The organism is Candidatus Cloacimonadota bacterium (assembly GCA_020532355.1).
Lineage (GTDB): Bacteria > Cloacimonadota > Cloacimonadia > Cloacimonadales > Cloacimonadaceae > UBA5456.
Genome location: JAJBBD010000273.1, coordinates 25,812 through 39,854 on the forward strand (window position 1 = coordinate 25,812; position 14,043 = coordinate 39,854).

The following is a 14,043-nucleotide window of genomic DNA, read 5'->3' on the forward strand; positions in this document are numbered from 1 at the left end:
TTTCTCAACCTTTCCAGGGAAGCATGTATTGTTTAACTTCTTCATTATAATATCTGTCAGTCATGGTAGCTATAAAATCTCGTACTTTTTCAGCAGGCTTGAAGCCTTCAAGATACTCTGCATTTTTATGATTCAAAAAGTGTTTGAATATCTTAGATTCTGTGTTCTTATTTTTAATGTCTTCCAGATATTTTTCAAACATGATCCGCATTGTACGGTGAATTATCGCATTGGATTGCTTCACGTTTTCATCTGTGTAAATGCGTCGATAGTTAAATTTCTTAAGCTCCAGAAGCTGGTTTGATGTCTCTTCATCAAAAGCAATAAAATCTTGCTCATAACTGCTTACAATCACACTCTTAATCAGAGTTTCGATAATTTGACTGTTTGTGTTCCCCAGATACCTAACTTGCTCGGTGGGAAGCTCATTGCGGCGAAGGATATTGTAACGAATGGCATCTTCAATATCTTGACCTATATAAGCAATAGTATCCGTAATGCGAACAACGCAACCTTCCAAGGTTGCTGGCATCCATTGGGCGTTTTCTGCGTTTTTCTTGGCTTTAATATAATTGTCGATATCTTCTTCTGTTTTGCTTGAGTGAGGTCTTAACTGGGTATTATGAACTTCTCCATCATGGGATATAATTCCATCTCTTACTTGAAACGTGAGATTTAAGCCTTTGCCTTTGCGAGATATATGATCTACAATATGAAGAGATTCAATATTATGGTGAAAGTGCCCAATCCCGGCTTCAAAACAGCATTGACTTAATGATTTTTCTCCATCGTGACCAAATGGGCAATGCCCTAAATCGTGACCTAGGGCTATTGCTTCTATCAGTTCGGTATTGAGCCCCAAATATTTTCCAATAGTGCGTGATATCTGCGAGACATAAGCAATGTGTAGATTACGGTTGGTCATTTCTTCATCGATGAGATTGGTAAAGGAGAACACTTGCGTTTTCCCATGATACCGCCTGTATGCCCCACTGTAAAGTATCCTGTCTCTATCCACTGCAAAACGTGAACGCATTATATCTTCATTTTCGGGTTTAGTACGCCATGCGTTTTGATCTCTAAATGCTCTCGTGCCTAATAACGAATCATGACGTTCTTTAATATCGGTAAATATTCTATTGAGTTTATCTTTCATATTATCTCCATTTAGATTCTTATAGTTTACTTAAGAAAAGATACTGCAAAAGGCTTAGATTGCAAGGTATTTTGTTCTTCCGGATAGATTAGATTTGCTACCGGCTTGATTCATGCTTATTCTTTCAATAAACATGTAACTAATTATGGAAGGTTAATATGAAAAAACATCTATTACTCATGTTTCTATTGGCAGCGATATCGCTTATATGCGCAGTGCCAAGAGAAATGGTGGTTATCGAGATAGCCACCGGAACTTGGTGCCCTTACTGTCCTGGTGCTTCAATGGGTGCCCATGATCTGATTGAGGCAGGCTACAATGTGGCAGTCGTTAAAAATCATAATGGTGATAGCTACGCAAATACTTACTCCAATTCTCGAAACAACTATTATGGTGCCTCAAGTTACCCAACTACTTTCTTTGATGGATTGAACCCTTATGAAGGGGGAAGTAACACCCAATCTCTTTATCCTGTTTACGTTCCCCGAGTAAATGCTCGATTATCCATACCCTCAAAATATACTATATCCGCAGAAGGCTCTCTGGAAGGAGGAATTTTAAGCATTGATGTAACGGTCTCAAAACCCGAAGCAGATTCGAACACAAACGTATACTTAAGATCTTATTTAACGGAATCGAATATCCAACAAAATTGGCAGGGGCAAACTGAATTGGATTATGTTAATCGTTTGATGGCTCCCAGTGCCCAGGGCATACCTATTAATCTAGCTACAGGAGAATCCACCACACAAACTCTCAGTTTTAATCTCAATACTCTATGGGACAAACATTACTTAGAATTAGTTCTATTCTTACAAAATAACAACACCCGAGAGATATTGCAAGGGACTAAGTACTCAGTGCCCTTGTTAATCAATGCCTTCCCTGTTTCAGATAATATTCTCAACTTTCCCGATACCTACATCGGTGGTTACTCTACTCTGCCTATAACTTTCTATAATTATGGAGATACTCCCATTGAATCTGCGATTGCAATAGACAATCCAGATTTCTTGTCTGATTTGACTTTTTTATCGATCCCTCCCCTCAGTTCAAACACATTAAATGTGATGTTTACTCCTAGTAGTGCAGGAGAATCTACGGGTACCCTAACCGTAAATGGCGACTTTTTGGGTTATCCCCAAATTGAAATTCCGCTACTAGGCACATCATTTACAAATACGCCTCCCATTGTTGAAGATGTCGCAGTCACTGGCCCCCCTGTTATTCATCAAATACTATCAGGAAGCTATTCATTTTCCGATCCTGATATGGATGAGGAAGGTGAAAGCATATATGAATGGTATAAGGTAATAAACGGAAACAATTATATTATCCCCAATGCCAACGAATCCACATATCAGGTTGCGGCTAGCGATATTAATCGTCAGATAGCGTTTAAGGTAACCCCTATCGATCAACATGGAATGGCAGGAACCCCTGTATTTAGTGAGCCCTCTTTACGCATTGTTTCTCTTCCGGCGCCTCAAAACTTTAGCGGCGTGGTAGAACCGCCCAATTCAGCAATATTAAGTTGGGAAAAACCAATATATTTTGATTCTCGTGGCTTAGCAGGCTATATTATTTTTAGAGATGATCTTAACATCGATACTATACCCGACCCGAATATACTCACATATACCGATAGTAACCTTCCGGACGGTATTTATGAGTATAAAATTGTGAGTATGTTTAGCAGCCCTAATATGCAATCACTGCCTGCCCCAGCTGTGGTATTAGAAATTGATGCTTCCGATAATGAAGATTTAGTGAGCGCTATTCAAAACGTAATTAGCGCATACCCTAATCCTTTTCGCAGTAATGCAGATTTCAATATAAAAGCTGCACCCAATAGAATGATAAATTTCTCTGTTTATAATCTCAAAGGACAGCAAGTAAAACAGTGGACAAGCATCTCAGATGCTCAAGGGAATGCCATCATCAATTGGGATGGCAAAGATTCTAGTGGAAATATCAGTAATAGCGGTGTTTACCTGTATAGAATGGACTGTGATGGTAAAACGGTGAGTGGAAAAATCATTAGACTATCTCACTAATGTATTAAAACTTATGTAAATGAAGCCCCGGCAATTCGACCGGGGTTTTGTTTTCCTGAATACTTCCTGCCGCACAAAAGATTCGAAAAAAGAGTAGCAACATCCAGCCTGATGGCATGATGTCTTGTATCCGTAACAAGCTCCACACCTCAATATATAAAGCATAGCGCCATGCCCATATTATTCAAGAATATTGTTTGCTATGCAATTATACAAATTTCTCTTGCTTCCGGTTTTTTCCAAAGGCATCAGCCATTAACAAGGCATCCAGAACCATATCCTCTGTGATTTTGCCAGACTCATGATGCATAGATGATTCTTTACTGCAAGACTCATGAGCAACTATGCGTAAGCTATCTCTTTCAACGTTCTCAATTCCGACATCAGCTAATGTTGTTGGTAAACCGATTTGTTCGCAGAACGTATACACTTCATCAATCTGATTGCTTGTAGCAGAGTTAAGATGCAAGCCGGTTAACACACCAATTGCTACTTTTTCTCCATGATAGAATCTATGTGTTTCCGGCAAAGATGTTAGACCATTGTGGATAGCATGGGCACTGGCTATACCACAACTCTCAAAACCAATACCGCTAAGTAATATGTTGGCCTCAGTAATCTTGCTCAAGGCGGGGGTAACGATATGCTCATCGTTAGCAATTTTTGCCTGATACCCATACTCAAGCAAGGTATCATAACACAATTTGGCAATTCCCATGCCAGCGAGAGTAGCATGTCCTCCACATTCGTTGAGAGATTGGCTTGTATGGCAAGAGTTAGCTTCAAACCATGTTGCCAGGGCATCTCCCATACCAGAAACCAAAAACCGAGTTGGTGAATTTGCAATAATATTCAAATCTACTAATACTACTGCAGGATTTCGTTTTTGATACAGAACAGATTCAAATACTCCCTGTTCAGTATAAGTAACGGCACAACCACTGCAAGGAGCATCCGTGGAAGCGATAGTAGGCACTATCATTACAGGAATATTGGATAAATCAGCAGCGATTTTTGCCGCATCTATTGTTTTCCCACCCCCCATGCCAATTACTATGTCGATACCTTCTGCCAAGATTGTAGAGCATATGCCATTAATCTCTTTCATGCTGCATTCTCCACCGAATTTGCGCTTGGTTAATCTTGAATCCAGGTTCAGGTGCTCATACTTGGGTAAAACACCATGTAACACTGAGGGAGAAGCAAGCAGTAAGGCTTTTGATCCAAATTTATCAATTAAACTCTGGAGCTCATCCAGCACTCTCACACCTTGAATATACTGGCTCGGAAATACTGCCTTAAGAACCATTTTTCACTTCCTTTGGCAATTATGCCATTTTAGTATAAGACTGTTACCAATATTCTTTTAAGCTATTATTAAAAAGATCTTTTGGTAGATATCCTTTATTATTTGGGAGTTCAACCAGAGATTTTTTTGTAACAATATCATAGTTGCTCTTTGCTGAGATTTGTCAATACTTATATTTTTTTTCCTGATGTTCGAGAACGAGTAAGGCTTTTTCTGAGCGTAGCTATGCACACCCAACACTCTTATAGTGTGAGGCTTTCCCCATGCCCCGAATATTCAAAGATATTGAAAGATAGCAGCATAAATTACAATTACGTGGAGTATGACACTTATAATCCTATATCTTTTTTGTATATAGTCAGTTATATAATGTATTACTATATATTTATTGATATTTTACCTTCTATTATGCTAATGAATAAGATGTTGCAGATCTATTATTGTAATTGTTATCGTCAAGTTCGGTGCTTTCTACTTCATTGGATTAAGCTATCCTTAGCGAAGATTTATCTTGGGATCCTCCCGCTGCAACAGTATAATAGTAAGCTAAAGCAATAATCAAGCTTCGCTTATTAGGTTGGAAAGCAACAACTGCTTTTTTAGTTTAGGTAACACTCATGAAATTGGAATATGTCTAGATTATCAAACATCTACACAAGTTCTGCAGTGCCTTTCAATATATTCTGTAGTGCCATTTCTTCAACCCAGGATAAACTATACCAAGTCTAGATCTGGGTTTATAAGCCACTTTCATCGAATAACCAGTTCAAGCTATCCGTAACAGGCTGAGATCCCCTACTAAGCGTGAGTCTTACCATGCTATGCTTTTCCACTTTGCTGTTTGGATTTGGAGAAGATCGCAAAACAGCATTCTGCGGAGTAGTATCGCTATATACAGAATCTATCACCGAACCGCGAAGATTACTCATGCGCAAAACCAGCATAGCGTCTTGAAAGGAAGAACCTATCACATTAGGCACAGAAACCATTTTACTTCCTTTGCTTATTATCAAAAATACGGTTCCATCTTCTTTGATCTTAGCTCCGGGAACTGGAGACTGCTCTAATACTATATCCATTTTTACGCTCTCGTTAAATAGGGAATCTTTAACTACAACGTGCAGTTTTTCTTCTTGTAAAATGCGTTTTGCTTTGCTAAGGTTCAAGCCAATCACTTCAGGAGTTTGAATTGTATCGGGTCTGCCAAATATCAGTGGCAGCAGAAGCTGGCTTACAAAAAATGCGGTAACGAATATTATGCCAATTCCTATGCCAAACATATAGCCCCATTGCTTAGTATTGGTCTTTGCCATCGATGCTCCTATTTGCTTTTCTGCATTTTAGCAGCAAAAGCTCCATCCATATGGTGTTTGAAGGGAATAGTTTTAAGAAAGCCACTATCGGTAAATTCTGTAGCAATGAATGAATCTGCAGGAACAAGATTAAACTTGGGATTTTTAGATAGAAACTTAGAAACTTGTTCTTCATTTTCTTTGGGATTCATAGTGCACGTTGAATATACAAGAAAGCCCTCTGGTGCCACAAAACTAGCAGCATGATCTAAGGCTTTTTCTTGAAGTTTTACCAATTCCCTGATGTCATTATGAGTTTGCCAGCGCAAATCTGCTTTGCGCGAGAATACTCCCCATCCGGAACAGGGAGCATCTACTAATACTCTTTGAAAAGCTGGAGCTACAGGCCCGTATTTGGTGGCATCTGTAACTACTTGGATTATGTTGTTTAGTTGCAATCGATCTGCAGCTTGTTTAAGACGTTTCATCTTTTTAGGTATCTTATCTACAGCAACTATTTCACCTTGATTATTCATCAATTCTGCAATATAAGTACATTTTCCACCCGGTGCAGCAAAGAGATCCAGAACTGAATGATCGGGTTTGGGGTCTAACAATTCTACAACCAACGCAGCAGACGTATCCTGCACCGAAAAGTAACCTTCCGAAAAAGCAACATCATTAAGCACTTCCGCACTCTGATGAGTATAAAACATCATTTTGCTGGCTTTACAAGGAATTATTTCAATGTTTCGGCGTTCAAAGTATTTCTGTAGTTTTTCGGGATTTGTTGCCGTTGAGTTAACTCGAATATGCAGAGCCGGATTTTCATTAAAATACATTGCCAAGTATTCAGTAGATTCTTCTCCCCAAATATCTATCCAAGTTTTAATCAGTTCCGGAGGATAAGAATGTTCATACGCGATCCGTAAGGCAGGATCGGCAGGATACTGAATTTTGTTCTCTCGTAGGTACGCTCTCAAAACCGCATTTACAAAATCCGCCACAGTTGCAGACAACAACCGTTTTGCTAAATCTACTGTCTCATTTACTGCTGCATGCTCAGGAATAGACTCCAGATAAATAATCTGGTATAAACCTAAATACAGCAGGATTTTAATCTTGATATCGGTTTCCTCAAATTTCTTGGTTTCGGTATAATGTGACAAGATAAAATCAAGTTTTTGGCGCATTTTTATAACGCCTTTTACAGTAGTATAAAAAAGCCGAATATCCTCACCATTATGCTTAAGCTTCTTGGCTCGTTGTTGTAGTAGAGCATCCGAAAACTCATTGTTTTTCATCACCTTCAAGATTGTGTAATATGCTTCTTCCCGAAAATTCATTTTGCCCTCTGATAGAGTCTTTTTATCACTTCCTTTATTAGCTGTTCTGCTGGTAGCCCCAATTCATCTGCATTCAGCATTTTTAGCTCTCTTTGTATTGCTTGAGAGTTGTAGCCTAGTGCCATCAAGGCGTTTTCAACTTCTTCTAAAGGTCCCTCTTGTAAATCTGGGTTATCTTCTACATAATCCAATAACTTGTGGATGTTATCTTTAAGCTCAACAATCAAGCGTTGAGCACTCTTTTTGCCTATGCCAGGAACCCTTGTCAGCAATCCTTCTTCAGCATTGCGCACACTTTTTATGAAGGTGTTAATGCTAAGTGTAGAAAGTATTGATAGTGCTATCTTAGGGCCAATTCCACTTACTTTTGTAAGTTTGGCAAAGAGCTCGCGTTCGGCAATCGTAGCAAAGCCAAAGATTTTGACATCATCCTGTGAAAAACTAAGATAAGCATACAATGCACATTCATTACCAATTACAGGTAATGTTTCAAAAGTTGAGACTGGGATGCGTAATTCCCATCCTACTCCAGCAGATTCGATAACTGCGAGCATTGGGCTTTTATGCTGTAAAATACCCTTAATATAGTGAATCATTGAGTTTTATTCCATTTAATGCGGTTAAAGTGTGTTGTTGCTATTGCTAAAGCATCGTAAGCATCATCACGATGATTAGATTTGCTAAGATTATATAATTTATTGATCATAAAACGGACTTGGATCTTAGTAGCGCTTCCGTTCCCAACCACTGCCTTTTTAACCTCGCGAGGGCTATATTCCACTACTTCAATTTGATGCTGTGCCAAAGCAAGTAACAGAACTCCGCGAGCATGACCCAAAGTAAATACGCTTCTAATATGTTTTTGAAAAAACATAGATTCAATGGCGGCATAATCCGGTTTATACTCTTCTAATACTTCAGAAATTGTAGCATGCAAAAGACGCAATCTTGCCCCCAAAGAGATTTCGCGGGTTACGTCTATCACATCGCAACCCGCGGCAATAACTCTGCTGCCTTCTGTTTGAATGAGCCCGTAACCACAGTAGCGGCTGCCGGGATCAATACCGACTATAACCATTGGAGCTTAATCCTGATTAAGCTCTGCCATTACCTCGTCGGAAAATTCAAAATTGGCATAGACCTTTTGAACATCGTCCAGGTCTTCCAGCATCTCAATAAGTCTCATAAGTTTGGGCGCAACATCATCAGCATTAACCGTAGTTTTGGGTACTCTAGTTAGTTCAGCATTTTCCACCGGGAAACCGGCTGCTTCCATATTGCCCAAAACTGTATGAAAATCTGCTGGTGATGTGTATATGTCGAAATATTCATCTCCCAATTCCACGTCTTCGGCTCCGGCTTCTAAAGCCTGCATCATAAACTCATCTTCATCTAAACCGGCAATTGGCACATTAAAATAACCTTTCAGATCAAAATTCCAAGATACTGCACCAGATTCGGCTAGGTTTCCGCCATACTTAGAAAAAACATGTCTCAACTCGGCTACAGTACGATTTTTGTTATCCGTCATTACATCCACGACAATACCTACTCCACTGTGTCCGTAACCTTCGTAAGTAATTTCTTCGTAGTTTACGCCTTCAATTTCACCGGTTCCGCGCTTAATGGCGCGTTCGATGTTATCACGAGGCATATTGGCGGCTTTTGCTGAAAGGATTGCCGTTCTTAACCGAGGATTGGTTTCAGAATCGCCCCCGCCACTTTTGGCGGCAAGGATTATTTCTTTCACAATACGGGTGTAAATTTTGCCGCGTTTTGCATCGGTTGCGGCTTTTTTATGCTTAATTGTGCTCCACTTATTGTGTCCGGACATAAATACCTCTTTTTGTTATTGAGCGTCGTTATCCTGCCAAGCTGCTACCACTTTTTGGGTGATATCTTCAGGCACTCTTTCGTAGTGCGAAAACTCTTGTGTGAAGCGTCCTCTGCCTTGAGTGAAGGATTTGAGTGCAGGATAGTAAGCAAACATCTCTGCCAAGGGCATTTGGGCATTAAGATACTGTTTTTTACCGTGTTGTTCCATTCCCATTATGCGACCTCTGCGAGTAGAAATATCTCCCATCACATCGCCCATGTATTCATTGGGAACAATAATAACAAGATTATGAATAGGTTCCAGCAGGATAGGTTTGCATTTTTTAAAACCTTCTTTTAGTGCCATTGAGGATGCTATCTTAAACGCCATCTCCGAACTATCCACATCGTGGTAACTGCCATAATATACTTCTACAGATACGTCTACTACCTGATAGCCGGCAATAATACCTTTCTCCATGGTCTCAACCAAACCTTTCTCGATAGCCGGGATAAAGTTTGAAGGAATAACTCCACCAACAATAGCATTGACGAATTGGAACCCTTCGCCACGTTCTGTAGGCTTAATGCGAAAATATACTTCTCCATACTGACCACGACCGCCAGATTGTTTCTTATGCCGGTATTGACTTTCGGCACTGGCAGTAATTGTCTCTTTGTAGGGAATTCGGGGAGCCTTGAGCTCAGCATCAACTTTGTAGCGGTTTTTTAGTTTTTTAAGAACTAATTGAAGCTGCTGATCGCCCATTCCTGAAAGGACATTTTCGTGTGTTTCCACATTCAATTCATATCGTATGGTTGAATCTTCGGCAATGACCCTTTGTAAACTTGAGCCAATTTTATCCTCATCAGACTGATTGACGGCTTTGATAGCTTGCCAGGTTGTGGCTGAAGGCAACTGAACCGGACATATTGCATGGCGTGCATTCAAAGCAACTATGCTACTCATCACTTTAGCGTTTTTAAGCTTTACTAATGCTCCAATTTCACCTGCTTTGATCTCGCTGCAATCATGACGGTTTTTCCCCAACATATAATACATGTTCCCGGCTTTATCTTTGGCTTCTTTTTCTGGAGTATAAAACTCGGTGCCAGTTTTTAAACTGCCTGAAAACATCCTTACGTACGCAAAATCACCCATGCTGGGATCGGCATAAAGCTTGAAAATATAACCTAGTAATTCTCCATCTGAACTACATACAAATTCTTTTTTATCTTCACCCTCCACAAGTTCAATGGTGTTGCAATCTGCAGGGGAAGGTAAATAATCTACTATGCCTTGTAAAAATGGCAACACGCCTACACCCGTGCCTGCAGAGCAAGCAAAAGCTGGACATATATCACCACTGGCAATGGCTTTCTTAAGACCATTTGTTAGGCTATCATGCGATAATTCCATGTTTTCCAAAAACTCATTTAGCAAGTCTTCATCCGTTTCCGCTACTGCTTCCATCAATTGTAATCTGGCTTCTTCCAAAAAGTCTTTTAGATTATCTGGAACTTCAGCTTCTCCGGAAGCAGTTATAGCTTTTTGGCGAATAACATCAACAACTCCTTCAAAAGAGCCTTCTTTACCTATGGGAAAATGAACTTTGATAGGATTAATCCCGGTATTTTCATGTATTGCTTCTAAAGTTTTTTCAAAATCAGCATGTTCGTTATCCATCCTGTTCACCAGAATTATTCTACCCTTCTTTTTGCCTTCCAGTTGTTCAATGGCAAGCTCTAAGCCCACTTCAAAACCGCCAGCAGCATTTGCAACTATCACGGCATTTTCAACCGCCGGCAAGGCTACTACTGTATCGCCCACAAAATCTGGATAACCAGGAGCGTCAAGAATGTTTATTTTGTGATCTTTATAATTCACATAACCTATAGAAAGGCCTAAGGATATCTTTTTGGCAATTTCTTCGGGATCAAAATCCAATACAGTATTGCCTTCGTCAATCTTACCCAGTCTATTCGTGCTTTTTGTTTGATGAAAAATTTGTTCTGCCAAAGTAGTCTTTCCGGCACCGCTAGCGCCAACCAACATCAGGTTTCGTAATTTCTTCATTGAGTATTCTTTCATGTTCATCCTCGTGTATTTATCTCTAATTTATGCATTTTTCGATGGTGATGATCAATGATTTTCAGCCCTTGATAGGTGTCAATGCTTTTGTTTAACTTGACATTATTCGCCCATCTTGTTTACTTGGGTAAAATATATTATGGAGGAAACCTTGGAACAAGAACAACGTGATTTTGCATATAGTAATCACTCGGCTCCAGTAATGAGCATCAGTCAGTGGGTCATTACTATGCTGGTGATGATTATCCCAATTGTGAACATAGTTATGCTAATAGTGTGGGCAACTAGTGCCTATGACAATCCCAACCGAAAGAATTGGGCCATAGCTCAGCTAATCTTTATGGGAATCGCTGTTATCATTTGGGTGCTTTTCTTTAGTGCCATGATGGGTATGATGAGCGGAATGATTGGTTCTTTGGGAGCTTAAATTCCCGAAATTATTGCGCTAATTCTTAATGATCGTTCGTTATTCCAAAGAAGATATTGAGCCTCAAAAGCTGGATATTTTTTTATCCGATATCCGCGAAATGCTTTTGTGTGGATTTATGCCACTTGCTTTTTTTGGCACAGATGAAAAATTGCTCTACTCTCTGATGGGGAAAAATGGAGATCTAAGGTTGCTCTGTTGTCAGTTTCCCAATCCCTTTCACTACCCTTCTTTAAGCGTTGAATTCCCATGCTTCAACACATTTGAACGTGAACTGCATCAACAATATGGCATTGTACCAATTAATCACCCTTGGTTAAAAAATGTGAGGCACAATCATCAAAGCTCACAAGAGATCGAAGACTATCCTTTCTTACGAAGTAAATCTAAACTTATTCACGAAGTAGGAGTCGGTCCTGTGCACGCAGGAGTAATTGAACCCGGTCATTTTCGTTTTCTTATGCGAGGAGAGATTATTGAGCACTTAGAGATTCAACTTGGATACCAATATCGTGGCATGTCTCAATTACTTTGCAAAGGTAACTTGGCTCATAAAATGTCCCTTGCTGAGTGTATCGCCGGTGATACTGTGATAGGTCATGGAACTGCCTATTGTCAGATAGTTGAAAGTCTTTCAAATACACAATCTCAAGCTCAAGATATCCGCATTTTACTTTTAGAGATGGAACGTGTTGCAATGCACCTTTCCACACTTAGCTCTTTGGCGGGAGATGTTGCCTATATAATGGGACAAAACATCTTTGCCGCTATACGAACCTTTGTGATCAATTCTACTCTGAGCATCTGTGGAAGCCGTTTTGGTAAGCGAGCACTCTGCCCGGGAGGGGTTAATTACGGATTGAACTCAGACCAAATAACAAGGTTAAGCTCTGAGTTTGAAAAATATACAAGACATATTCAAAACACCTCCGAAGCCTTGTTTTCTACAACAAGCTTACTGTCCAGATTTGACGACACGGGAAAACTACACACAAATGATGCTTTGCGATTTGGTTTCACGGGGATTAGCGCCAAAGCAAGCGGTGTGCCTGTTGATGCAAGAACAGATTATCCTGATTGGCAATATCCTGGCTTTCTTGTGCAAACTGAAATCAGTGGAGACGTCTATGCACGAGCTCACCTAAGATATTTGGAAATTATGCAATCCTTGCAAATTATTCTTGCTTTGCTACCAACAATTAAACCTCACGCTCCATTGTTGGAACCACCCTCAAAACTTGAGCCCGGTAAGATTGCTATTTCCATTATTGAAAGTGCTCGTGGCAGAATAGTTCACATAGCAAAAAGTAAAGATGAGTATAGCGCATTGTGGTATAAAGTAATAGATCCTTCTTTCGTAAACTGGCAGGCACTATCTTTATCGGTTGTCGGAGAGCAAATCTCAGATTTTCCGCTTTGCAATAAAAGCTTCGATTTGTCTTATTGTGGGAGTGATCTTTAGATGCTTGATCTATTAAAATCCCGCTTAACCCATGGTTATCAAGCAATAGCCAATCCCCTTAAGGCAGATATTCATCCAGCCTTCCCCGGCATGCCAATATTGGCTAAAAGTGCAGATCTGTATTGTTTAAACGATATCTGTCCTGTTCATGCCTTTTCTGAGCAAGGATTGGATTTAGGTAAATGTACATTTTGCGGTTTGTGCAGCCGAGAACATCCCGAAATGATAAGCTTTAGCAATGATTTCAAAATAGCTGCGGATACCAGAGATAAACTAATTATTGCTCCTGGAGAGTTGGAGCTTTCGAAGATTGATTTCCGGTTACCGCGTAGATTCCATCATTCTCTTGCTCTACGCAATGTTTCTGCGGGAGGGTGCAACGCATGTGAGATGGAACTATCTGCTTCGAACAATGTCAATTTTGATATAAGCCGTTACGGAGTTGAGATAGTTGCTTCCCCGCGACATGCAGACGCTCTAATTTTAACCGGACCAATCACAGCTAATATGACGGAAGCCTTAACGGAAACTTGGCAAGCCATAACCGATCCCAAATATCTTATTCTTTGTGGTACCTGTGCCATCAGTGGTGGATTGTTCGCAGAATCTGCTGCAATAGATAGAGCCTTTCTCAAACATTGGGAAGCATGCTTATATATACCTGGATGCCCAGCCCACCCTTTAAGCATAATCTACGCTATTACAACCATAATGGGGATTTCATGAGTATTGGAATTCTGCTTCTGATCTTAACTATCATCCCGGCTTTATGGAAACGGTCTGGCTATTTTGTGATTCTGTGGGTTTTGGGTTCAGCTTTTTTAGCATTCGAGTATATGGAAGTTTTATATTCTCGTTCGTTGCAGGAGTTTATTATCACAATGTCTCCTCCAGTAGGGATTGTAAATATTGCGCTTAATAAGCTTTCTGCATTCTTTGGCGTGATATTCTCTTTAGGGTTACCATTAGGAATGTTCTATGGGCATTATTATCTAAAAGAACATCCCACCAAAGATTTATGCTCTCATTTATTCTGGCTAGGATTAATGGGGATTAGTATGCACTGCGTATTGTGGATACGCCACAG

13 protein-coding genes are annotated in these 14,043 nt (G+C 40.0%); 5 read left to right on the forward strand and 8 right to left on the reverse strand.

Annotated features, from left to right (window positions below):
- Positions 1-4 precede the first annotated feature (4 nt).
- Positions 5-1,156, reverse strand: a complete 1,152-nt coding sequence (locus tag LHW48_09445) for an HD domain-containing protein (GenBank protein ID MCB5260675.1) — start codon at positions 1,154-1,156, stop codon at positions 5-7.
- A gap of 158 nt (positions 1,157-1,314) precedes the next feature.
- Here LHW48_09445 and LHW48_09450 point away from each other — a divergent pair, with 158 nt between their 5' ends.
- Positions 1,315-3,213: an Omp28-related outer membrane protein gene (locus LHW48_09450; GenBank protein MCB5260676.1), complete on the forward strand. Its 1,899-nt coding sequence runs from the start codon at positions 1,315-1,317 to the stop codon at positions 3,211-3,213.
- A gap of 208 nt (positions 3,214-3,421) precedes the next feature.
- Here LHW48_09450 and LHW48_09455 read toward each other — a convergent pair whose 3' ends face one another.
- The 7 genes from LHW48_09455 to LHW48_09485 form a co-directional block, all read right to left on the reverse strand.
- Positions 3,422-4,522 (reverse strand): glycerol dehydrogenase, encoded by a 1,101-nt coding sequence (locus LHW48_09455; GenBank protein ID MCB5260677.1) that lies wholly within the window; start codon positions 4,520-4,522, stop codon positions 3,422-3,424.
- A gap of 737 nt (positions 4,523-5,259) precedes the next feature.
- The gene (locus LHW48_09460; protein ID MCB5260678.1) at positions 5,260-5,835 is read right to left on the reverse strand and encodes a PASTA domain-containing protein; all 576 of its coding nucleotides are present in this window, start codon (positions 5,833-5,835) and stop codon (positions 5,260-5,262) included.
- Between the two features lie 8 nt (positions 5,836-5,843).
- Positions 5,844-7,160, reverse strand: coding sequence for a 16S rRNA (cytosine(967)-C(5))-methyltransferase RsmB (gene rsmB, locus LHW48_09465; protein ID MCB5260679.1), 1,317 nt, complete (start codon positions 7,158-7,160; stop codon positions 5,844-5,846).
- A complete protein-coding gene (ruvA, locus tag LHW48_09470) occupies positions 7,157-7,756 on the reverse strand; it encodes a Holliday junction branch migration protein RuvA (GenBank protein ID MCB5260680.1) in 600 nt (199 codons plus the stop codon). Before ruvA ends, rsmB begins: the two co-directional genes overlap by 4 nt.
- Entirely contained in the window at positions 7,753-8,238 is a 486-nt protein-coding gene (ruvC, locus tag LHW48_09475; GenBank protein ID MCB5260681.1) for a crossover junction endodeoxyribonuclease RuvC, read from the reverse strand. Before ruvC ends, ruvA begins: the two co-directional genes overlap by 4 nt.
- A gap of 6 nt (positions 8,239-8,244) precedes the next feature.
- Entirely contained in the window at positions 8,245-8,994 is a 750-nt protein-coding gene (locus LHW48_09480; GenBank protein ID MCB5260682.1) for a YebC/PmpR family DNA-binding transcriptional regulator, read from the reverse strand.
- A gap of 15 nt (positions 8,995-9,009) precedes the next feature.
- Positions 9,010-11,067, reverse strand: coding sequence for an elongation factor G (locus LHW48_09485; protein MCB5260683.1), 2,058 nt, complete (start codon positions 11,065-11,067; stop codon positions 9,010-9,012).
- Positions 11,068-11,218: 151 nt separating this feature from the next.
- Here LHW48_09485 and LHW48_09490 point away from each other — a divergent pair, with 151 nt between their 5' ends.
- From LHW48_09490 to LHW48_09505, 4 genes are all read left to right on the forward strand, one after another.
- On the forward strand, positions 11,219-11,494 hold the full coding sequence (locus LHW48_09490; GenBank protein MCB5260684.1) for a hypothetical protein: 276 nt from the start codon (positions 11,219-11,221) through the stop codon (positions 11,492-11,494).
- Positions 11,495-11,522: 28 nt separating this feature from the next.
- The gene (locus LHW48_09495; protein MCB5260685.1) at positions 11,523-12,956 is read left to right on the forward strand and encodes an NADH-quinone oxidoreductase subunit C; all 1,434 of its coding nucleotides are present in this window, start codon (positions 11,523-11,525) and stop codon (positions 12,954-12,956) included.
- Positions 12,957-13,682: an NADH:ubiquinone oxidoreductase gene (locus tag LHW48_09500; protein MCB5260686.1), complete on the forward strand. Its 726-nt coding sequence runs from the start codon at positions 12,957-12,959 to the stop codon at positions 13,680-13,682. It abuts the gene before it with no gap.
- A partial coding sequence (locus LHW48_09505; protein ID MCB5260687.1) for a hypothetical protein occupies positions 13,679-14,043 on the forward strand: 365 nt, incomplete at its 3' end. The genes LHW48_09500 and LHW48_09505, both read left to right, overlap by 4 nt.